21 protein-coding genes are annotated in these 20537 nt (G+C 42.9%); 9 read left to right on the top strand and 12 right to left on the bottom strand.

Annotated features, from left to right (window positions below; genetic code table 11):
- Nucleotides 1-38 precede the first annotated feature (38 nt).
- Both GVN16_RS24060 and GVN16_RS24055 read right to left on the bottom strand, forming a co-directional pair.
- Nucleotides 39-3359: a carboxypeptidase regulatory-like domain-containing protein gene (locus GVN16_RS24060; RefSeq protein WP_166566521.1), complete on the bottom strand. Its 3321-nt coding sequence runs from the start codon at nt 3357-3359 to the stop codon at nt 39-41.
- 169 nt (nt 3360-3528) lie between these two features.
- On the bottom strand, nt 3529-4248 hold the full coding sequence (locus tag GVN16_RS24055) for a DUF3291 domain-containing protein (RefSeq protein WP_166566520.1): 720 nt from the start codon (nt 4246-4248) through the stop codon (nt 3529-3531).
- A gap of 202 nt (nt 4249-4450) precedes the next feature.
- Between GVN16_RS24055 and GVN16_RS24050 the strand changes: the two genes are divergently transcribed.
- The 5 genes from GVN16_RS24050 to GVN16_RS24030 all read left to right on the top strand — a co-directional run bounded on the left by GVN16_RS24050 (nt 4451) and on the right by GVN16_RS24030 (nt 8544).
- Nucleotides 4451-5866, top strand: coding sequence for a DASH family cryptochrome (locus GVN16_RS24050; protein ID WP_166566519.1), 1416 nt, complete (start codon nt 4451-4453; stop codon nt 5864-5866).
- A gap of 115 nt (nt 5867-5981) precedes the next feature.
- Nucleotides 5982-6575 (top strand): LemA family protein, encoded by a 594-nt coding sequence (locus tag GVN16_RS24045; protein WP_166566518.1) that lies wholly within the window; start codon nt 5982-5984, stop codon nt 6573-6575.
- Between the two features lie 35 nt (nt 6576-6610).
- Nucleotides 6611-7036, top strand: coding sequence for a TPM domain-containing protein (locus GVN16_RS24040; protein WP_166566517.1), 426 nt, complete (start codon nt 6611-6613; stop codon nt 7034-7036).
- Between the two features lie 26 nt (nt 7037-7062).
- Nucleotides 7063-7830, top strand: coding sequence for a YgcG family protein (locus GVN16_RS24035; RefSeq protein ID WP_166566516.1), 768 nt, complete (start codon nt 7063-7065; stop codon nt 7828-7830).
- 273 nt (nt 7831-8103) lie between these two features.
- On the top strand, nt 8104-8544 hold the full coding sequence (locus GVN16_RS24030) for a DUF6265 family protein (protein WP_229244338.1): 441 nt from the start codon (nt 8104-8106) through the stop codon (nt 8542-8544).
- A gap of 5 nt (nt 8545-8549) precedes the next feature.
- Here GVN16_RS24030 and GVN16_RS24025 read toward each other — a convergent pair whose 3' ends face one another.
- From GVN16_RS24025 to GVN16_RS24015, 3 genes are all read right to left on the bottom strand, one after another.
- Nucleotides 8550-9269: a TIGR00730 family Rossman fold protein gene (locus GVN16_RS24025; RefSeq protein WP_166566514.1), complete on the bottom strand. Its 720-nt coding sequence runs from the start codon at nt 9267-9269 to the stop codon at nt 8550-8552.
- Nucleotides 9270-9436: 167 nt separating this feature from the next.
- Nucleotides 9437-11107 carry a glutamine--tRNA ligase/YqeY domain fusion protein gene (locus GVN16_RS24020; RefSeq protein ID WP_166566513.1) on the bottom strand — a complete coding sequence of 557 codons (1671 nt, stop codon included), beginning with the start codon at nt 11105-11107 and terminating at the stop codon, nt 9437-9439.
- 272 nt (nt 11108-11379) lie between these two features.
- The gene (locus GVN16_RS24015) at nt 11380-11838 is read right to left on the bottom strand and encodes a DUF3299 domain-containing protein (protein ID WP_166566512.1); all 459 of its coding nucleotides are present in this window, start codon (nt 11836-11838) and stop codon (nt 11380-11382) included.
- Between the two features lie 162 nt (nt 11839-12000).
- Here GVN16_RS24015 and GVN16_RS24010 point away from each other — a divergent pair, with 162 nt between their 5' ends.
- Nucleotides 12001-12375, top strand: a complete 375-nt coding sequence (locus GVN16_RS24010) for a VanZ family protein (protein WP_166566511.1) — start codon at nt 12001-12003, stop codon at nt 12373-12375.
- A 3-nt stretch (nt 12376-12378) separates the two neighbouring features.
- Here GVN16_RS24010 and argE read toward each other — a convergent pair whose 3' ends face one another.
- The 7 genes from argE to GVN16_RS23975 all read right to left on the bottom strand — a co-directional run bounded on the left by argE (nt 12379) and on the right by GVN16_RS23975 (nt 17772).
- Nucleotides 12379-13533 carry an acetylornithine deacetylase gene (gene argE, locus GVN16_RS24005; protein WP_166566510.1) on the bottom strand — a complete coding sequence of 385 codons (1155 nt, stop codon included), beginning with the start codon at nt 13531-13533 and terminating at the stop codon, nt 12379-12381.
- Between the two features lie 120 nt (nt 13534-13653).
- Complete coding sequence (locus GVN16_RS24000; protein ID WP_166566509.1) at nt 13654-14070, bottom strand: hypothetical protein; 417 nt, start codon at nt 14068-14070, stop codon at nt 13654-13656.
- Between the two features lie 137 nt (nt 14071-14207).
- Complete coding sequence (locus GVN16_RS23995; protein WP_166566508.1) at nt 14208-14978, bottom strand: amidohydrolase; 771 nt, start codon at nt 14976-14978, stop codon at nt 14208-14210.
- A gap of 9 nt (nt 14979-14987) precedes the next feature.
- Nucleotides 14988-15563, bottom strand: a complete 576-nt coding sequence (gene def, locus GVN16_RS23990; protein ID WP_166566507.1) for a peptide deformylase — start codon at nt 15561-15563, stop codon at nt 14988-14990.
- Between the two features lie 4 nt (nt 15564-15567).
- A complete protein-coding gene (locus tag GVN16_RS23985) occupies nt 15568-16023 on the bottom strand; it encodes a GNAT family N-acetyltransferase (protein ID WP_166566506.1) in 456 nt (151 codons plus the stop codon).
- Nucleotides 16024-16110: 87 nt separating this feature from the next.
- On the bottom strand, nt 16111-17208 hold the full coding sequence (gene gmd / locus GVN16_RS23980) for a GDP-mannose 4,6-dehydratase (RefSeq protein ID WP_166566505.1): 1098 nt from the start codon (nt 17206-17208) through the stop codon (nt 16111-16113).
- 24 nt (nt 17209-17232) lie between these two features.
- Complete coding sequence (locus tag GVN16_RS23975) at nt 17233-17772, bottom strand: SPOR domain-containing protein (RefSeq protein WP_166566504.1); 540 nt, start codon at nt 17770-17772, stop codon at nt 17233-17235.
- 240 nt (nt 17773-18012) lie between these two features.
- Here GVN16_RS23975 and GVN16_RS23970 point away from each other — a divergent pair, with 240 nt between their 5' ends.
- The 3 genes from GVN16_RS23970 to GVN16_RS23960 are packed head-to-tail and all read left to right on the top strand — an operon-like array spanning nt 18013 to nt 20536.
- Nucleotides 18013-18384, top strand: a complete 372-nt coding sequence (locus GVN16_RS23970) for a DUF423 domain-containing protein (RefSeq protein WP_166566503.1) — start codon at nt 18013-18015, stop codon at nt 18382-18384.
- A 4-nt stretch (nt 18385-18388) separates the two neighbouring features.
- Nucleotides 18389-19693 carry an NCS2 family permease gene (locus tag GVN16_RS23965; RefSeq protein WP_166566502.1) on the top strand — a complete coding sequence of 435 codons (1305 nt, stop codon included), beginning with the start codon at nt 18389-18391 and terminating at the stop codon, nt 19691-19693.
- 51 nt (nt 19694-19744) lie between these two features.
- Nucleotides 19745-20536: a 5'-methylthioadenosine/adenosylhomocysteine nucleosidase gene (locus tag GVN16_RS23960; protein ID WP_166566501.1), complete on the top strand. Its 792-nt coding sequence runs from the start codon at nt 19745-19747 to the stop codon at nt 20534-20536.
- Nucleotide 20537 lies beyond the last annotated feature (1 nt).

The following is a 20537-nucleotide window of genomic DNA, read 5'->3' as shown; positions in this document are numbered from 1 at the left end:
CTCGTTTGAGCCGGCTTTTTATATAGAATGAGGTATTCTTAGTTAAAGATATAACGTAAGCCCAACTGAGCCTGCCATACATCACTGGTACCTGCTGAATTGATGTAAGTATCCTCGATAGGGATAGTCTTGCCACCTTTAGTCTGGGTAGCCATACGGTAAGTAGGAAGACCTGCAGCACTAACAGAAGCCAACGTAAGCGGACGGCTGTTTACCTGGGTAAATCCTACGCCCCAGTTGTTGTTAAGCAAGTTTCCAACGTTCAGGATATCAGCACGGATCTGAAGGACGTTACGAACGTTACCTGATTTCACCATGAATTCCTGTACGATACTTAAGTCAGCACGTTTTACCCAAGGGAACACACCAGAGTTACGGTGAACGTACTCTCCTCTGTGCTGGCTCATGTATTTATCCTGCTCGATAAATTTATCAAACAAAGCAATCTGCTGATCAGCTGAGTAAGTAACCGCAGTAGCACCTGAACCGATAGTCAGAGGAGCCCAGCTAAGTTCGCTTGCAGACTTAGGGATATAAATAACGTCGTTGGTCAAACCGTCACCGTTCATATCATTAGAGTAGATGAACGAGTAACGACCCTGGTTGCGAGCTTCGTAGAAAAGGGAGATCTGGGTAGATCCTCCGATGCTTTTACCATAGTTGATTTTGTAAGACAAGGCCGCGATAGCACGGTGACGCTGATCGTTATCAGAATAAGTAAGATCAACATAGTTACTACCTCTGTCGGAAATCAGGTTAGAGTAAGAAGTGGCAGCCGTTGATCCCGGGCTGGCGAAGTCTTTTGTTTCACCGAAGTTGTAAGCAGCCATACCGTAGAAACCTTTAGTGAATGGTTTCTCAAGTTTCGCAGTAAGTGAGTAAGCATATCCCTGGTTTGTATTTTTCAAAACAAGGGTGTTTACTACGTTAGCATTGATACGGTTGTTGTTGGCTGATCCACCTGAACCCGCATAACGAGGACGGCTGTCAGGACCGGTGAAAGTACCTGTAGGTGCTTTTTTATTGGCATCGATGTAGTAAGTGGCATTAACCGCTTTGCTGTAGATACCTTCCAAAGTAAAGATGGTTCCGAACGGAAGTTTCTGATCCAAAGCAAGGTTGGTTTTCCATACCTGAGGGAATCTGTAAGACGGGTCGGTTACGTTGATATCGTAAGTAACTGTTCCTGACTGAGAGGTTGGCTTATAAATACCAGGGTTCATGGTAAACGGATAAGCCTTAGAGTTGTTTGAGTTACCTGTATCAATAAAGCCTGAAAGAACACCATTGTTACCGATCTGGTTAGAGATCCATACAAACGGAGGACGACCTGTGAAGATACCTGTACCACCACGAAGCTGAGTTTTTCCGTCGCTCTTAACATCCCAGTTAAATCCTAGACGTGGAGACCACAAAGGACGGGCATCAGGAAGTTTAGAAGTGCTGTATTTAACGTTTTTACCTGTTTCGTCAACAAATGTCATAGCGGCAATGGCAGCGTTTTCAAATCCTGTGTTCTGGAAGAAAGGAATATCAGCACGCAGACCGTAAGTTAGTTTGAAGTTAGGTAAAACCTGGAACTCATCCTGGATATAAATACCAGGGTAAGTAACTTTCAACTGCTGAAGCGGAAGCTCATCTCCCTGCAATGAATATCTGTATTGGAATCTCAAAGGAACCAGTGACTGTGTTGTACCCGGAGTGATCGTTGCACTCGGATCGTATGCATTCATCGCTGTTTTGAAATCATCCAGTGAGTTGAACACGTAAGCTCCCATTGCTGCAGAGTAGAACGAGTTATTTGAGTGGAAACGCTCAAGACTGATACCAGCAGTAAGCGTATGCTTTCCGGCATAGTAAGAGAAGTTATCGCTCAACTGGAATGTACCGTAGTTAAGTAAGTTATATGGCGTGAATGGATCCGTTCCTACAGAGATATAGTTACTTGATCCGTTCAGGATATCAATAGATGGGAACAACGGGGCCATATAAGACCTGTCCTCATTATTGTAAGTATAACCTACGATAAGGTTGTTAGACGCTTTACCCGAAAGAAGGCTTGAGTTCAATTCAGCTACTGCTGAAGTGACGTCTTCATTAAGGATATAACCTGAGTTCTTGTAAGACATCGCAGTCTGAAGCGTACGTCTGTTACCATAACCGATAGAGTTACTGTTAGAAATAAGGTTCTCAGCATCACCATTCAGGTAAGATACACGAATGTTGAATTTGTGATTATTGTTAATGTTCCAGTCTAAACGACCCAAAAACTTATTACCGATAGTATTAAGGTTGAATGATTCGTAAGCACCGGTTTCATATCCGAATTTGCTTTGCATAAGGGCTGAAACAGCCTGAAGGTCAGCTTCTTCAACACGGGTAACATTCGAACCTGTACGGCTTGAGTTTTTAGCCAGCCAGGTAGTACCCGGATCCACGCGTTTTTCAAGCTCTGCGTTGATAAAGAAAAAAAGCTTGTTTTTAATGATCGGACCGCCTAAACGGAAACCATAAATGCTTTTATTGAATTTGCTGATAGAAATTTCCTGATCTTTTGCTTTTCTGCCAAGGTAAGTAGAACCTTCGTTTCTCCACAAAGTGAAAACTGATCCCTGGAATTCGTTGGTACCACTTTTAGTTACCGCGTTTAAGCCGGCACCTGTAAAGCCAGTCTGACGAACGTCAAAAGGAGCAACGTTTACCTGAACCTCTTCGATAGCATCCAGTGAAATCGGAGCCACACTCGTACGGGCACCCGGGTTGCTACCCAAACCGAAGCTACTGTTAAATACCGCACCGTCAATAGTGATGTTGTTAAGACGGTTATCCTGACCACCAAAAGAAGAACCACTCGCCTGAGGAGTTAATCTGGTAAAGTCATTGATGGTACGACCGATGGTAGGAAGAGCAGACATAGCCTCTTTTCCGATAGTGGTCGCAGCTCCTGTACGGTCAGAACTGAAGATATCACTTTTAGTTGAACGGACAACTACCTCCTCAAGCGTTTTACCTGCTTCAGAAAGTTTGAAGTTGACGTTAGCAGCAGTACCAAGGTTGGCAATTACCCCATCCACAGACTGATCTTCAAAACCAACGAAAGAAACTGAAACTTTGTAAGGTCCGCCGACTCTGACAGAAGGGATGATGTATCTTCCGCTCACGTCAGTAACAGTACCATACTTTGAACCTGACGGTACGTGCAGAGCTACTACTGTTGCACCCGGAAGGCCCTCACCTTTGTCGTCTTTAACAATCCCGGAAATGGCAGAGGTAGTTACCTGAGCAAATCCTGAAAATGCAAGAAGAAGCATTGAAAGCAACATTCCTGCCTTTCGCAAAAAGGTAAATTTTTGATTCATAAAAATTGAAATTTGGGGTTAATTTGTCCAGAAGAAAAATTTTATTGTCTTAGTAAAGTATTTTAATACAGACAAAAGTAAGTGTTTTTTTAAAATCAAAAAAGTACAATTATCAAACCAACTTCCTTTCTTGAAATTCTACATTAAAATATCAACAAAATGAAATTAATTAATTGTTAAGTACTTCATTATTAGAAAATTGGAACGATAATTTTGACCCCGGAAATGTGCCGTAAGTGGCCACAGGAACGAATCTGGCGAATAACTCTTCACTGTACCATTGACCGGCTCTTGTTCTCTTTATGACCTGCCTGTGGGCATGCTTTTTATAGGCAAATGCGTCAATTGATTCCTGATTTTCCCAGATTGAAAATGTGGCCTGTTTTAAAAACGGGACTTCTCCGATGCCCACTGACGATATGAAGCCTTCGGCCCTTTTCATCTCTTCTGCCACCGCCCCCACGTTTGACCAGAAAGCTCTGAGTTTAGACACCCTTATGGTAGCCCTCGTCAACACTGCCACAGGGCCCTCACAGCTTACCTGTTCAGATGTTGAATGAAACGGTTTTTTGCCGTCCCACTGTCCGTGGGATTGCAGCGGCTGACAAAGAATAGTCCAGTTTTCACTTGAGAATAACTTCCAGTACTTACCAATAAACGATGTCCGTAAAAAGTCGTCAAAATCTTCTTTATTTTTCCAGGTAGCCAGCAGTCCCCAACTGAAGAAATCAGGCTTCATGTCAAAAGTGCCGTTTTTGCCGGTGCCTAAAAGTTTATAGAACAGAACGCGTGAATCGGGATATAAAAACAACCTGAACAGAGCCATCGAAAGAAATCCCATCGGACTTCTGATGCCTGAGTATTTAGCAATGGTCAATGATACATACATGGGTGTTCAGCAGATGTTTAATTTCTCTTTTAAACTTGATTTGGTACGCACTTGTTTAGAATTATCAGGCACTTGTTATGACAAAACGGCTTTATTAATACCTGTTTTGCAAAGAATAATTAGTACAGAAGCACTAATTTAGGCTATATTTACAGACATTTACCGGTAACGTGTTGTTACGGATTTAATTTTTTTTGTTTTGATGGAAAATATTCTTTTTTGGTTTAGAAACGACCTCAGACTACACGATAATGAAGCTTTTCTGCTGGCTTCGCAAAAAGGCCGGGTGGTGCCTGTTTATGTTATTGACGAGCGTCAGCTGGAGAAAAACTCACTTGGATTTGTTCGTACGGGATATTTTCGCACCCAGTTTCTGCTCGAATCGCTCAGAGACCTTAAGCAAAGTCTCCAGGCCAAAGGGTCAGACCTGATCGTTTTAACAGGAAAGCCCGAAGAAATCATTTCCAGGATTGCGGATGATCTGAAGGTCAGCCATGTGTTTGCTTCAAAAGAAGTAACCCAGGAAGAAACCAGCGTGGAGTCGGCCCTGTCACAAAAACTGAAGCCCTTAAATATTGATATAGACCTGATCTGGGGTTCGACACTCTATCATGCCCGCGACCTGCCTTTTCAGATTCATTATATTCCTGATGTTTTTACGGATTTCAGAAAAAAAATAGCTAATACCGCTAAGGTTAGGCCGTGTTTTGAAACGGTCGGGCAACTGGAGACCATCATTGATATTGAAATTCCTGAAATTCCCTCGATGGAAGACCTGGGTTTTAAAGTTAAACCGCATGATGAGCGGGCTGCCCATCCTTTTAAAGGTGGTGAAACGGAAGGCTTAAAACGGCTTAATTATTACTTGTGGGACAAAAACCTTATTCAGAACTATAAGGGTACCCGCAATGAAATGGTAGGGTCGGATTACTCAACCAAATTTTCTGCCTGGCTGAGTATGGGATGTTTATCGCCAAGACAAATCTATTGGGAAGTAAACCGGTATGAACAGGAAGTGGCCGCCAATGAATCGACTTACTGGCTGATTTTTGAATTGCTCTGGAGGGATTATTTCCACTTTATCGCTTTAAAATTCGGTATAAGGCTTTTCAAAAGAAGCGGGATTAAGCATGACCTCGTTAAGAGATGGAAGAAAAATAAAGACTTTTTCAATAAGTGGGTCAATGGCATGACCGGTGTGCCGATTGTGGATGCCTGTATGCGGGAATTAAAATATACCGGCTATATGTCTAACCGGGGCCGGCAGATTGTTTCGAGCTTTTTCACCAAAGATCTGGGAGTGGAATGGTGGTGGGGAGCCCTCTATTTTGAAAGCCAGCTCATAGATTATGATGTGTGCAGCAACTGGGGTAACTGGAACTATATTGCGGGTATCGGGACAGACCCGCGTGAGGACCGGTATTTTAATCCGGTGATACAGTCCAAGAAATATGATACGGAGTGTCAGTTTATCAAACTCTGGTTGCCCGAACTCAAAGAAGTGTCTTCTGATCATCTTCATCATTTTATGAATGTTGAAACGGGTCACCAGATTTCTGCCAGTGCCGGTGATTATCCCAAAGTTCCGATCATCAAATCTAAAAGATGGATGTCCTGAATATCAAAAACGACACTTAAAAATGGTTTTTATCCTTCTGTAAAAATAAATATTACGGATATAAGAGCTTTTTATATATTTGAACAAATTTTCTAAAACCAAAATAATACTTGCAATGAAAAAAGGTTATTTAATTATCGCAGCCATCGTCCTTATATTCGGTGTAATAGGTTGCAATTCATACAATGGTCTGGTACAAAAAGATACCAAAGTTCAAAATCTGTGGGCAGATGTTCAAACGCAGTATCAGCGTCGTGCGGATTTGATCGGAAATCTTGTTAAAACCGTGCAGGGAGCTGCAGATTTCGAAAAATCTACATTGACAGAAGTAATTCAGGCAAGGGCTGCGGCTACGCAGATCAAACTGGATGCCAACGACCTTACCCCTGAAAACATGCAGAAATACCAGGCGGCACAAGATCAGTTGAGTGGTTCTTTGAGCAGATTGCTTGTTTCTGTTGAGCAGTATCCTACATTGAAAGCAAATGAGAACTTCCTGAACCTTCAGGCTCAGCTGGAAGGTACTGAAAACAGGATTGCCGTGTCAAGAAAAGACTTTAACGCAGGTGTGGGTGAATATAATCTTTCTGTTCGTTCATTCCCGAACAATATTATGGCCGGAATTTTCGGATTCTCAGCCAAAGCTTTCTTCGAAGCCACAGCCGGTGCACAAAATGCCCCTGATGTTAACTTTGATTTCAAGAAATAAATAAACTAATCCCCGCTTCGGCGGGGTTACCTTTTATGTTACTCAGCGAATCCGACCAGAAAAGTATTACACAAGCCATTATGGAAGCCGAAAGGATGACTTCCGGTGAGATCAAGGTGCATATTGAAAAAGAGTGCCCGGGTAATAATCCGATGGCCCGTGCCAGGGAGATATTCGAGTTCCTGTCTCTTCATAAGACAGCCCTGCGAAACGGTGTGCTTTTTTATCTCGCCTATGACGATCACAAATTTGCTGTTTTGGGCGATAAAGGGATCAATGATAAGGTAGGGCAGGATTTCTGGGACTCAACCAGCAAGCTCCTTGCTTTTCATTTTAAAAACGGAGAGTTTGTAGAAGGTTTTTCCAATGGAATTTATGAAGCCGGATTGCAGCTTAAAAAATACTTTCCTTATCAATCCGGAGATGTTAACGAATTATCAGACGAAATTAGTTTTGGGTGATTAAGATCCCGGAAAACAAGATAAATATGTCAACGAAGCTGCTGTTACTTTTTTCAATCCTTACATTTGGTGTTTTTGCTCAGGATATTCCCCCGAAACCAAACCCTCCGCGGCTGGTCAATGATTTTGTGGGTGGGCTTTTGAGTACAGACCAGGTAAACGCCCTGGAGAAGAAACTGGTCGCCTATAATGATTCTACAGGTACCCAGATCGTGGTGGTAATTGTGAGAACTACAGAGCCCTATGAGACTTCGGAATATGCTTTCAAGCTGGGCCGTGAGTGGGGTGTTGGACAGAAAGATTTTAATAACGGTATTGTGCTCCTTTGGGCTCCCGGCACCAGGAAAGTGTTTATCGCTACCGGATACGGCATGGAAGGTGTTTTGCCGGATATTTATGCCAAGAAGATCATCACTAATTTTATAGCTCCCAACTTTAAGGAATTACGGTATTATGAGGGACTTGACAAAGCCACAGACGAAATTATTAAATACGCTTCAGGTGAATACAAAGCTGAACCCAAAGACGATGATGGCGGGATCGGCGGATTTATATTCATTATTATTGTTCTGATCATCATCTTCATCATTATCCGCAAAAACCGTGGAGGTGGCGGTGGTGGTGGAAGAGGACTCTTCGATGCGGGTTTTCCATACACTACCTATACAGGTTGGGGTAGGCAATCCGGAAGCTGGGGCGGCGGCGGCTGGTCCGGTGGAGGAGGAGGCGGTGGTGGCTTCGGTGGATTTGGCGGCGGAAGCTTCGGTGGCGGCGGTGCAGGCGGAGACTACTGATCTTAACTGTGATTCCCTTCCGTTAAATATTTGAAAGATTTTCCGGATACGTTCTGACTAATGAATACCTGATTTGACCCGGCAGACACGCACGGCTGTGAGTATCTACCGGTTAAAAACGAACTTCTTTTTTGGCTGCCGAACAGGTAAACTGGCTTGAAGCGTCTATCAAATATATAATCTGTGTGTTTTTGAATGAATACCATGAAGCATCTCATTATCCTTTTACTATTTCCGGTTTTTTCCTGCTTTTCTCAATCCGGCCAGCATACAATGTTCTGGAAGGAAGGGACTATCTCACCTGCGGCTGATTTGCAGGTGATAGACTGGCTTACCGGACATTGGCGGGGAGAGGCGATGGGAGGTGTAACCGAAGAAATCTGGTCGCCCACGATGGCCGGATCGAAAATGTTTTCCTTTAAAATGGCCATCAAAGAAGAAGTGATTTTCTATGAATTCGGAGCCATGAGCCAGGAAAACGGCACGCTGGTGCTCAGATTAAAACATTTCAATGCAGACCTGAAAGGATGGGAAGAAAAAGATGAGCGGGAAGAATTCAGGTTAATCAAAGTAACTCCCGGCAAGGTTTTTTTTGACGGATTTACTTTTGAGAAAATCTCTGAAAATGAAATCAATATGTATGTCCTGATGGAGCATAAGGATAAGCCTTCAGAAGAATTGAAGTTTAATTATAAGCGTTACATTTCTAAATAGTGGTTTTATCTCCCAAACCATTTCTCTCTTAAAATAGCTTTAGGTTTATATTTCAGGCCAAATTGGGTAATAGTGTTACTGGCAATGAATTCTGCCGCTTCGTCCACTGAATCGGTGACTAGAAAGAGTTTGTTATCCTCTGCTGAAATGGTCTTCTCATTGATCAGCATTTCTATGTGCCTGATCAGGTGCTGATGAAAGTCCTTGCCCAGAATCACAATGGGGAATCTTTTGATCTTGTTGGTCTGGACAAGGGTAAGGGCTTCAAAAAACTCATCCATCGTGCCGAAGCCACCGGGACAAATAACAAAAGCGTAAGAATACTTGATCAGCAAAGTCTTCCTGACAAAGAAATACTTGATATTGACCCATTTGTCCAGATATGGGTTTTGGTGCTGCTCATGAGGCAATACGATGTTACAACCCACTGATTTACCGCCAACATCTTTAGCACCTCTGTTGGCTGCTTCCATAATGCCGGGACCTCCGCCTGTCATGATTGTAAAGCCGGCACTTGCTATTTTAGCTGACAGTTCCCGGGCCTGAATGTAGTGAGGATTGAATTCGTCAAACCGGGCAGAACCGAAGATCGTTACACACGGGCCTACAAAGTGCAGTGACCTGAAGCCTTTGATGAATTCTTTAAGGACGTCAAAAGCAAAGAAAAATTCTTCAAACCTGGATCTCGGACCTTCTAAAAACTGGATTTCTTTTTTGTTTGTCATACTATTTTAATAATGCTGCAGCCAGTCCATAGGAGAGTGTCGTTTGAAGGACATCTTTCTTATTATAACTGCTCTGAATACGTAGAATGACCAAAAGTAAGCGAATATGATTTAAAAGCCTATGATAACGGGCATAAAAAAAGAGAGGAAAACCTCTCTTGTATTTTTTATTTCGCCGTTTCTATTTTGAAAGAATCTTTCAGGCCGACTGTCTTGTTAAAGATCAGTTTCCCATCTCTCGAATCCGGGTCTAAAACATAATATCCGTTTCTGATAAACTGATATTTAGCGTCTGTCGTAGCATTGGCAAGATAAGGTTCTACATAAAGCTCCTTGATCTCAAGAGAGTTTTCGTTGATGTAATCTTTAAAATCTCCTTCTTCACTGCCGGGATCTTCTACCTTAAACAGGCGGTCATAAATCCTGGCTTCGGCCTTGATGGCGTGGGGGATCGAAACCCAGTGAATGGTCCCTTTGACCTTCAGGCCTGATTCATCCTGCCCGCTTTTGCTGTTTTTGACCAGTGAACATCTCAGTTCTATCAGTTCACCCGATTCATTCTTGATGACTTCGTCACACTGGATGATGTAGGCCCCTTTGAGTCTGACCATTTGGCCGGGAGCAAGACGGAAATATTTTTTCGGAGGATTTTCCATGAAATCTTCCTTTTCTATATAAATTTCCCTGGTAAACGGCACTTCACGAACGCCCGATTCAGGATCTTCAGGGTTGTTTTCAAGCTCACAGGTTTCTGTCAGACCTTCTTCAAAGTTAGTGATGACCACCTTAACCGGATCAGAAACAGCCATAACCCTGGTAGCCAGTTTGTTCAGGTCTTCCCTTACAAAGAAATCAAGCAGACTGACATCGATCAGGTTGTCGCGTTTGGCTACTCCGATTCTGTCACAGAAATCACGGATTGCTTTTGGTGTGTACCCTCTCCGACGGAACGCTGAAATCGTCGGCATTCTTGGGTCATCCCAGCCGGAAACATATTTTTCATTGACCAGTTGAAGTAGTTTTCTTTTACTGGTAATGGTATAACTCAGATTAAGTCTGGCAAATTCATATTGTTTGGACGGGAAAATCTCCAGTTTTTCGATAAACCAGTCGTACAATTCCCTGTGAGAAACAAATTCAAGGGTACAGATCGAGTGGGTGATACCTTCTATGGAATCCGATTGCCCGTGAGCAAAATCATACATCGGGTAAATGCACCACTTGTCGCCGGTACGGTGATGATGGGCAAATTTGATCCTGTAAATGATAGGGTCTCTCATCAGCATATTGCTGGAAGACATGTCGGCTTTGGCACGGAGTACTCTCGTTCCCTCTTCAAAATCGCCATTAGCCATGCCTTCAAACAAGGCCATGTTTTCTTCTATCGACCTGCTTCTGTATGGACTGTCTGTGCCGGGCATAGAAGGAACTCCTTTCAATGTGGCCATTTCTTCAGAAGAACTGTCGTCTACATAAGCAAAGCCTTTTCTGATAAGTACTTTGGCAAACTCAAAAAGCTGGTCGAAATAATCGGAAGCATACAATTCATTCTCCCATTCAAAACCTAGCCACTTTACATCATTTTTGATGGAATCTACATATTCAGTGTCTTCAGTAACCGGGTTGGTGTCGTCAAATCTGAGGTTGGTACCTCCTCCATATTTTATGGCCAGACCAAAGTTCAGGCATATAGATTTTGCGTGGCCAATGTGCAGATATCCGTTAGGCTCCGGAGGGAAACGCGTAAGTAACCGCCCGTCATTTTTGCCCGCTTCAAGATCCGCTTCAACGATTTCTTCAATAAAATTCAAGTTCCTTATTTTACCCTCTTCTGACATCTTTTATATTAAGATTGTTGTACTAAATAGCGAAAATAACACATTAATAGGTTTTTGTTAAAACAACCTGTGCAGTTTTGTCAATAAACCCATGTAAAGTACAATTTTTAAGTGATAATGTACTGTTTGAAAAGGCTGACCGGCAAGGCTTCCTTTTGTTTTAGCTAAGCTCTTATTATGAATAACTTACGAAGGGTGTAATAAATTGGTTTTGACAACAAAAAACTTGTTGTATGAGGGCTTGTGATATTGATAAATTACCAGCCGGTAAATCACTTGGATGGCGGTGAAACGGAAGAGTCCAACAGGATATAATTGAGCTCATTGATGTCGTCCGGATTGAGTTTCAGTTTCCCCTGAATAGTAGCCACCTGGTCTGTTTTGAAGGCGGTTTTTCTGGACATTTTCACCTGGATGATGGACTCCGGCCCCGCAGCTCCGCAAAAAAAGCAGGAGGCCATGGGTTTTGAGGAAATCACCAGGAGGTTTTCTTCCAGGCTGACGGGGATCATATAGCCCTTAATCTCAATGGTTTTGCCCTCGAGACTCCTGACTTTGGGCCCGAATGTCGGGAAAAGGAAAAACTCTTCCAGCTCCTTGTGATATTTGCGATTAAACTTAACGTCTGTCAGGTCACCCCAGCTTATTTTGACAGGAGAATTTGCCTGAGAGAAGCTGTTGGCTGTATTAAAAAGAATGAGTAGGCAAGTAATATAACTGAATATACGCATGATATATAAGGTTTAGAGCATAAATATAAACTAAAACAGCACAACATGCAACAATGTTGCATGTTGTGCTGTATATTGTCAGAAAATATATTTGCTCGAATGATTTTTTAAACCTTAGTTTGCAGTCATATTCAAAAAACACAATTAAAAGTGTACAGTTAAATGAACTGGATTGTTAACTTCTTAAAAAAGCCATATTTAGCTATTTTACTTACCCTGTTTGTAGCTACAATCTGCTTTATACCCTCGGATACTGTTCCGGAAACTGATTTGCCTTTTTTTGATAAGACAGTACATTTTTTAGCCTTTGCCGCTCTTGGATTTTCCTGGCTTGGTTTTATCCCTTCATACTGGTTTGTTTTTATCTGCCTTTCTCTTTTTGCTTACCTGGTAGAGATTGTCCAGAAGCTTCTCCCGGCAGGATTTAACAGGTCATTTGATTATTATGATATCCTGGCTGACGTCATCGGTATTGTTATCGGTTTTGGTTGTTACAAAATCTACCTTTTGATTGTTGACTATTTCGGCTGGGATTGATGTTCAGCTGAATTCTTCTATTAGCCTGTCAATCATGGCAAGGCCTTTTTCCAGCTGACTGATTTCGATGAACTCGTTGGCCCTGTGTGCTTGTGCAATGTCTCCCGGTCCGCAAATAACAGCTTCAAATCCTCCCTGGGCAAACTGACCCGCTTCTGCGGCATAGGCTACCGTATCCAGTTCTTCAGTCCGGCTGATTTTCCGGATCAGATTGACAATCGGTAAATGTTCCGGAGTATCCAGTGGCGGAACAGGGGGGTGGTGTTCTATGGTTTCGATTCTGGCTCTTGCAAATCTCTTCTGAAGTTCCTGTTCCAGGGATTTGGAATAAGCCGCAAAATCTTCGATGATTTTGTGCAGGTTGTCACCCGGAATATTCCTGATGTCCCAATGAAAACTGCAGCGGTCTGAAATCACGTTCGGGGCAATCCCGCCGTGGATAATGCCTGCATGCAATGAGGTGTGATTGGGATGAAACCTTTCGTCGGTATTGTTCCGGCTGATGTCTTCCATTTTATCTTCCAGCCATGTAATTAACCTGGCCGCCACATGAATGGCACTTACCTCCTGTTTTATCCGGCTGCTGTGCCCTGCAGAGCCGTGAACGATGGTTTCCAGCACACAGATGCCTTTCTGACCTACGATAGGTTTCAATACAGAAGGCTCTCCGATAAGGGCAAATTGTGGTTTTTCTTCATAAAACCGGTTGATGGCTTCTACCAGTTCAGGGGCTGCCAGGCAACCTATTTCTTCATCATAGGAAAAAGCAAGATAAATAGGTTTTTTGAGACTGGCAGCCTGCATCGCAGGAATGCTGGAAAGGCAAGAAGCCAGAAAACCTTTCATGTCGGCAGAACCGCGGGCATATAATTTTCCGTCTTTTTCGGTGAGTACAAACGGATCTGTATCCCAGGCTTGTCCGGCTACAGGCACCACATCCGTATGACCGGATAAAATCAAACCCCCGTCTACTGCAGGCCCTATCCTGCAATGCATAGAGGCCTTCGTACCTTCGGGATTTTTAACCAGCTGGTATTCAACATTATTTTCTTCCAGATATTTTCCGATGTAATCAACGATGGTGAGGTTGCTTTCGCCTCCCAGAACCGGGAATGCAACAAGGTCAGACAGCAACTGAATAGTTTTTTCTAAACGCATAAGTTTGTTAAAAAGGAGAAAGTTTTACGGCTCGAAAGATACATAATTAATGCCTATAAAACCAAAAAGGGCGTCTGCAGACGCCCTTTTCAGGTATAAAATCAGAAATCAATGAGGGGATCAGAACCAGTTGAAAGGATCCAGGATGCCACCGACTCCTACGACAAGGGTTGAAATGATACATCCTATCAAAGCATTTTTTACCTCAAGTTTGTCATTGTCGGTAATGAAATAAACCAGGGCTAAGCCGATAATTCCCAGACAGCATCCCCACCAGAATCCGCCAAGCAGAGGCATTTCTTTGGTGATGTTTAAAGTAGCTCCGGTATCTTCAATCAAGGTCACGTCTGCTAATACGTCGGCGTGGTTGTTTTTTAACTCATTCAGTGAAATACCCTGATTTTTATCGATAAATGATTCGATCTGGTCTAATTGTTCAAATTCGTAAGATGGCTGTGAAAATACTTCAACATCAGGATTGGCAAAAGTGAATGTTGAAAATAACAGAATGGCGGATAATGAAAGCAAATACTTCATGGAATGATAATTTAGATTGGAAATAGATTTACAAACTTAAAGATGACAGCAATTGATGCAAGGTTGCATAATAATCTGACATTAATTGAATTTAATCAACCGGGAACTACTTCCTGAGACATTTATAATGCTTGAAATCAATGCAGTATTTCGAAGGCGTCTGCATCCTTATAGAAGGGGAATTGGTTCCTGTAATCCAGCAGGGGCTCTTTACTGATTTCAAAAGTCTTCACAATTTCCCGGTCTCCCAGCTGCTCAATTACCTGACCTTTGTAATCTATGATGGCTGATTGGCCGTTGTATTTCAGCCCGTTCCCGTCTGAGCCGAGGCGGTTTACCCCAATGACATAACACTGGTTTTCAATGGCCCTTGCCTTGAGTAAAGTACTCCAGGCTTCAATTCTGGGCTCAGGCCATGACGCCACATAGATCAAAACATCAAAGCCGTTGCTGATGTTTCTGCTCCATACCGGAAACCTCAGGTCATAACAGATCAGGGTGCTGATGTTAAAATCTTTGGCGGGTTTTATGAGCTTGGATTGTCCCGGAGAAAATTTTTCGTGCTCACCACCATATTTAAAAAGGTGCTTTTTATCGTAATAATCCGTTGCCCCGGATGGGTGAACCCACAGCAGGCGGTTGTAATTTCCTGATTTTTCTTTGACTCCCATGCTGCCTGTTACAATGGCTCCCGTCTGAGTAGCCATTTGTTTCATCCACTTGTGGGTGGTCAGGTTCATGGGTTCTGAGTAGTTGGTAGAAAAACCGGTGTTGAACATCTCAGGGAGAACGATCAGGTCGGTCTGGTCCACCAGTCCGGATATTTTTTCCTCAAACATGGCCAGGTTGGCTGTGGGGTTTTCCCAATACAAATCAGACTGAACCAGGGTGACTCTGAGGCTTTCCATAAAACGGGCTTATTTGTAGAATTTCATTTTATATTCGGCGTCAACAATCCCTTTCTGGATATTGTTGAGTTTTTTCTTGAGCATTTGTTTTTTGAGAGGGGTCAGGTGGTCGGTAAACAAAATACCATCAATATGATCGTATTCGTGCTGAATGATCCTGGCTGCAATGCCGCTGTATTCTTCGGTATGTTCTACCCAATCCGTATCGAGATATTTTATTTTAACGGTTTCAGGACGATAAACGTCGGCCCTGATGCCCGGAATACTCAGACAACCTTCTTCATACGCCCATTCTTCACCGCTTTCTTCCAGGATTTCGGCGTTGATAAACACTTTTTTGAAACCTGTAAGTGAATGATCAATTTCTTCACCCTCTTCCGCATTCTGGTTGATGGGCGTTCCGTCTACTACAAACATGCGAATATTCAGCCCGATCTGTGGAGCCGCCAACCCTACACCGGAAGCTGAGTACATGGTCTCAAACATGTCTTCAGACAACTTTTTCACATCAATTTCTCCCTGTTTTATGTCTTTTGCTTCTTTTCTCAACACAGGGTCCCCGTAGGCGACAATCGGATAAATCATTTTTTCAGAGTATTTTTTTTAGTATTATTCTATGGTTTTCTTCCTGTTCCTTTTTCAGGATGTCAATAATATGAAAGCCATTTTTTAATGCAAAGATAAGCATGCTTTTCAGATAATTTCTGGTTTTGAAGATGATTGAGCTATATCCTTGTTTTTTTGCCCATAATTCCTGCTCTTCTGCCAGTTGCCGGGCAATTTTCAGTTGTCTGAATTCCGGAACTATTCCTCCCATCCAGCTGTAAAAACTTCCGTCGGCATCCCTTTCGTAACCGGCCTTAAATCCCACGGGAATACCACCCCGGAAAGCGACCAGTATCAAATGCGGTTTGTTATCCAGACGCTCATGGTAAACGGCCTCATTGTACTGATGGTCAGAAAACTCCGGGATACGGGAGCTTACTTCCAGGCAATCTTTTATACTGCCCTGCCGGATAATGATCCTGTCTCGAGAATTGTCCATTACTGATCAGCTTTTGGTATCTTATTATGAATCAAAAAATCCGCCCCAGGATAATTGAAGCGGATTTTTATGGTAAATCAGAATATTTTAGACAGGTCTTCCTGCTTTATTGACTTTAGGCTGGTTTTTGAACAAGTAGAGGTCAGCCTGAACCATTTCCTGCACAAGTGCCGGAAGGTCATATTTAGGCTCCCATCCTAATTTGGTTTTGGATTTGGTCGGATCTCCGATCAATAACTCAACCTCTGTCGGGCGATAATATTTTGGATCAACAGCCACGACTCTCGTTCCGGCAGGGATCTGGTACTCGGGATTTGAGCAACTTACCACAAAACCTTCTTCTTTTTCGTCCTGTCCTTTGAATTCTACTTCAACGCCGATTTCAGCGAAGGCCATTTTAACGAAATCTCTTACCGTAGTAGTGATTCCGGTAGCAATGACAAAATCTTCAGCGGTATCCTGCTGAAGGATCAGCCACATGGCCTCAATATAGTCCTTGGCATGTCCCCAGTCTCTTTTGGCATCAAGATTACCAAGATAAAGACAAGAATCAAGGCCCAGGGCAATCTGAGCAACGCTTCTCGTGATCTTACGGGTTACGAAAGTCTCACCACGTAAAGGGGACTCGTGGTTGAAAAGTATACCGTTACAGGCATACATATTATAAGCTTCTCTGTAGTTGACCGTGATCCAGTAACCATAAAGTTTAGCGACGGCATAAGGAGATCTCGGGTAGAAAGGCGTCGTTTCAGACTGGGGAACTTCCTGTACAAGACCATAAAGCTCAGAAGTGGATGCCTGGTAAATCCTGGTTTTTTCGATCAATCCAAGCAGACGAACCGCCTCAAGGATTCTCAATGTTCCGATACCATCAACATTGGCGGTATATTCCGGTTCGTCGAAACTTACTTTAACATGAGACATGGCCCCGAGGTTATAAATTTCGTCAGGCTGCACTTCCTGGATAATGCGTATGATGTTGGTGGAATCACTTAAATCACCGTAATGCAAAACGAATTTTACATCATCATGATGAAGATCTTCATATAAATGGTCAATTCTGTCTGTATTAAACAACGAAGCTCTTCTTTTGATACCATGAACTTCATATCCTTTATTGAGCAGGAATTCTGCCAGGTAGGCACCATCCTGCCCGGTAACTCCTGTAATTAGTGCTTTCTTCATCTGATAATGATCTGTCTTTGTAAATTATTTTAAATCTAAACTTTTTTTCAGGTCAATTTTGTCGGCAATGATCCTGGCAGAGCTGAATCTGGATTTTATGGACGAAAAATATTTTTCAGTACTCATTTTACTTAAAAAGTCACCTACTTTAATACGGTAAGTAGGCTGGCTGTAGGAAGCATAAATTTCCAGTTCAGGAAAAAACTGCAGGATGTATCCCTTGGCCCCTTCAAACTCGGCCTTACTGTTGCCTGCCCAAAGTTGTATACGGTACCCCTGGGCTTCTGAAGCGTTTTTATTCCTTTCGGCAACACGATCCAGGATGGCATTCACTTCCGTGTTTACACTTTTCGGATCTTTACCAGGATCTGAGACTTCGGTGGCTTGCTCTTGTTTTTGTTCTGCGACTTCCTCCTGCTTATCAAATTTCGGACGGAAAACAGACAAATCTTCGTTGTATGAGCTTATTTTACCATCAACAATCTTAGTCTTTTTTTTGTTAAATGTATTCGCACACCCGCTGGCGACGATCCAAACAAGAAAAATAACAAATAAATTTTTCATGAGATAACGTTGATCATGCTGCAAATTTATGCCAAAAAAACGTGATTATAAAATCGGACCTTATATGATGGCAGATTATAAAGCCAAAAGACCTGATATTTTGTCAGATTATTTCATTTATGAGGGATAATTCTTTATCAAGTTTCGCGATTCTGTTGTAGTTTTACCGTTACTATTTTGAAGATCAAAACGCATGTTTCAGATTTTCAGAGGGCTACATTTAATAATTAACGATATATCATGAATAAGTTATTTCTGCTATCCGGTGCGGTGCTGGGTTTTCTGGGGGTTGGCCTGGGGGCGTTTGGTGCCCATGCCCTTAAATCGATGCTGGAGGCTTCAAACCGGCTGGAGACTTACGAAACTGCGGTTAAATACCAGTTTTACCACGCCTTGTTCCTGATTCTGATCGGATTGCTCAGTAAGGACTTTACGGCTTCGACCTTAAAATATAGCGGGTACACTACCTTGGCTGGTGTGATTATTTTCTCCGGCAGTTTATACATTATATGCTTTACCGGGATCAAGGCTTTCGGTGCGGTGGCCCCGATAGGCGGTACGCTGCTTCTGGCAGGCTGGGCATTGCTGTTTATCACGATTTTCAAATCCTGATAAAATGGAACAGAGCAGCATCAAAACCGAAGTATTGGCAGGAATAAGTACTTTTTTGGCTACAATGTATATCATTGTCGTCAATCCCGCGATACTGAGCCAGGCAGGGATGTCTTATAATGCTGTACTGACGTCCACAGTTTTGCTTTCATTTTTCAGCAGTCTGATGATGGGTATTTATGCTAAAAACCCCATTGTGGTTGCACCCGGAATGGGCATGAATGCCTTTTTTACTTTCACCGCCGTTAAAGGGATGGGCATGACCTATCAGACAGCCTTGGGGGCGGTTTTCTGGGCGGGAGTGTTTTTCCTGGTCTTGTCTGTTTTTAATATCAGGTCCCAGATTTCAAAAGCCATCCCACAGTCTTTGAGATATGCCATCTCTGCAGGGATCGGTCTTTTTATTGCTTTTATAGGGTTTCAGAATGCCCATGTCATCATAGACAATCCGGCTACACTGGTGGGGATGAGTTCTTTCCGCGATCCCATCGGAATAACCTTCTGGATTGGATTGGTGATCATGACCACCCTGGTGGTCAAACAATGGAAAGGTGGGATCATCATCGGTATTTTACTGATCAGCCTCATGGCTTTTCCTATCGGGAGGCTTTGGGGTGATGCCTCTGCTGTTAATTTCGGGAGCAAAACCCTCATCAATTTTACGGGATTCTTTTCACAGCCAGATTTCAGCCTGATCGGCAGCCTTGATATCCTGGGTTCACTGAAGTTCTCTTTTATTCCTGTCATTTTTGCTTTTGCCTTTACAGACATGTTTGACAGTCTCTCCACTTTTCTCGGACTGGCCGAAGCGGCCGGTTTATACGACGAAAGCGGTGAACCCCGGAATGTGAAGAAGTCACTCGTTACAGACGCATTTTCGACTCTTTTTTCAGGCATTATAGGCACAAGCCCCGGAACAGCCTATATCGAATCGGCGGTGGGTATTGAACAGGGTGGAAGAACAGGACTTACGGCTATTGTCGCAGGGTTGTTATTTTTACCATTCATGTTTCTGGGTCCGCTTATTTCGCTGATCCCTTCCATTGCTACCGCTCCGGCACTGATCATCGTGGGTGTATTTATGATTAAACCCATTGCTAAAATCGACTGGGGTAATCTCGAAGAAGCCGTACCGTGTTTCCTGGCTTTTGTTTTAATCCCTTTTTCTTATTCCATCACACAGGGAATTATCCTCGGGTTCATTTTCTGGGTTCTGATGAAGGTCATTTTTGCCAAACATAGAGAAATATCCACGGCTCTTTGGATTATATGCCTCTTTTCTTTGATTTTTTTGATCTATGGCCATTAACCGCAATGCCTTCCGGTTATTTTGAATTTATTTTGCTGAAAAACCGACCATATGAGAAGCCTGATTTTACTATTGTTTTGTTTTCAGATTTTTACAATCCCTGCCTTTTCTCAAAAAAAGAAAATCGGTATTATAGGGGCCATGCCTGAGGAAATCAAGCTGGTGCTGGATTCATTGAAGGAACGTAAGGATACGCTGATCAAAGGACAGGTTTTTTATTCCGGTAAACTGAAAAATAAAGAAGTAGTGGTGGTCGAATCAGGTGTGGGCAAAGCCAATGCTGCTTTTTCTACTACTTTGCTGCTGAGTTTCTTTGACATTTCTCAGGTCATATTTACCGGCGTGGCGGGCGGACTCAATCCAAAGCATTTTCCCGGAGACATCGTGATCGGCACGTCTGTTTTTCATCATGATTACGGACAAATTTTGCCGGAAGGACTGGTGCTCAGGAAAACGAGAAACGTACTGAATAAAGTCCAGAATCCCCTGGATTTTAAATGTGATTCGGTTTTGATCGCCAAAGCTACCCGGGCGGGTATTGGTTTGGTGCTTCAAAAAGTTGAAAAAAGAACTCCGGGCATTTATACCGGTAAAATAGCCACCGGTGATGTTTTCGTCAGTGATAAAAAGAAAGCGGAGTGGTTGTTTAATGGAACAGGTTCTTCTGCCGCCGAAATGGAAGGGGCTGTGGTCGGGCAATTGTGTTATCAGCTGGATATTCCTTTCCTGGTCATCAGAAGCCTGAGCGACAACGCTAACAATGAAGCCACCGTTGATTTCAATACCTTCAAAGTGATTGCTTCGCAGAACTCTGCATTATTGCTGCTCCGAATCCTGGAATAAA

Source organism: Emticicia sp. CRIBPO (assembly GCF_009905725.1).
In the GTDB taxonomy this organism is placed as follows: Bacteria; Bacteroidota; Bacteroidia; order Cytophagales; family Spirosomataceae; genus Leadbetterella.
This window is presented reverse-complemented; position numbering and strand designations above follow the sequence as displayed.

What these genes read in the sequence shown, in the direction of transcription:
- GVN16_RS24045 (WP_166566518.1), top strand. Translation starts at nt 5,982, where the DNA reads ATGAAAAAAGGTTATTTAATTATCGCAGCCATCGTCCTTATATTCGGT.
- argE (WP_166566510.1), bottom strand. Translation starts at nt 13,533, where the DNA reads ATGCGTTTAGAAAAAACTATTCAGTTGCTGTCTGACCTTGTTGCATTC.
- GVN16_RS24055 (WP_166566520.1), bottom strand. Translation starts at nt 4,248, where the DNA reads ATGTATGTATCATTGACCATTGCTAAATACTCAGGCATCAGAAGTCCG.
- GVN16_RS24035 (WP_166566516.1), top strand. Translation starts at nt 7,063, where the DNA reads ATGTCAACGAAGCTGCTGTTACTTTTTTCAATCCTTACATTTGGTGTT.
- gmd (WP_166566505.1), bottom strand. Translation starts at nt 17,208, where the DNA reads ATGAAGAAAGCACTAATTACAGGAGTTACCGGGCAGGATGGTGCCTAC.
- def (WP_166566507.1), bottom strand. Translation starts at nt 15,563, where the DNA reads ATGATTTATCCGATTGTCGCCTACGGGGACCCTGTGTTGAGAAAAGAA.
- GVN16_RS23995 (WP_166566508.1), bottom strand. Translation starts at nt 14,978, where the DNA reads ATGGAAAGCCTCAGAGTCACCCTGGTTCAGTCTGATTTGTATTGGGAA.
- GVN16_RS23975 (WP_166566504.1), bottom strand. Translation starts at nt 17,772, where the DNA reads ATGAAAAATTTATTTGTTATTTTTCTTGTTTGGATCGTCGCCAGCGGG.
- GVN16_RS23960 (WP_166566501.1), top strand. Translation starts at nt 19,745, where the DNA reads ATGAGAAGCCTGATTTTACTATTGTTTTGTTTTCAGATTTTTACAATC.
- GVN16_RS24040 (WP_166566517.1), top strand. Translation starts at nt 6,611, where the DNA reads ATGTTACTCAGCGAATCCGACCAGAAAAGTATTACACAAGCCATTATG.
- GVN16_RS24050 (WP_166566519.1), top strand. Translation starts at nt 4,451, where the DNA reads ATGGAAAATATTCTTTTTTGGTTTAGAAACGACCTCAGACTACACGAT.
- GVN16_RS23970 (WP_166566503.1), top strand. Translation starts at nt 18,013, where the DNA reads ATGAATAAGTTATTTCTGCTATCCGGTGCGGTGCTGGGTTTTCTGGGG.
- GVN16_RS24030 (WP_229244338.1), top strand. Translation starts at nt 8,104, where the DNA reads ATGTTCTGGAAGGAAGGGACTATCTCACCTGCGGCTGATTTGCAGGTG.
- GVN16_RS23965 (WP_166566502.1), top strand. Translation starts at nt 18,389, where the DNA reads ATGGAACAGAGCAGCATCAAAACCGAAGTATTGGCAGGAATAAGTACT.
- GVN16_RS24060 (WP_166566521.1), bottom strand. Translation starts at nt 3,359, where the DNA reads ATGAATCAAAAATTTACCTTTTTGCGAAAGGCAGGAATGTTGCTTTCA.
- GVN16_RS24000 (WP_166566509.1), bottom strand. Translation starts at nt 14,070, where the DNA reads ATGAAGTATTTGCTTTCATTATCCGCCATTCTGTTATTTTCAACATTC.
- GVN16_RS24015 (WP_166566512.1), bottom strand. Translation starts at nt 11,838, where the DNA reads ATGCGTATATTCAGTTATATTACTTGCCTACTCATTCTTTTTAATACA.
- GVN16_RS24020 (WP_166566513.1), bottom strand. Translation starts at nt 11,107, where the DNA reads ATGTCAGAAGAGGGTAAAATAAGGAACTTGAATTTTATTGAAGAAATC.
- GVN16_RS23985 (WP_166566506.1), bottom strand. Translation starts at nt 16,023, where the DNA reads ATGGACAATTCTCGAGACAGGATCATTATCCGGCAGGGCAGTATAAAA.
- GVN16_RS24010 (WP_166566511.1), top strand. Translation starts at nt 12,001, where the DNA reads ATGAACTGGATTGTTAACTTCTTAAAAAAGCCATATTTAGCTATTTTA.
- GVN16_RS24025 (WP_166566514.1), bottom strand. Translation starts at nt 9,269, where the DNA reads ATGACAAACAAAAAAGAAATCCAGTTTTTAGAAGGTCCGAGATCCAGG.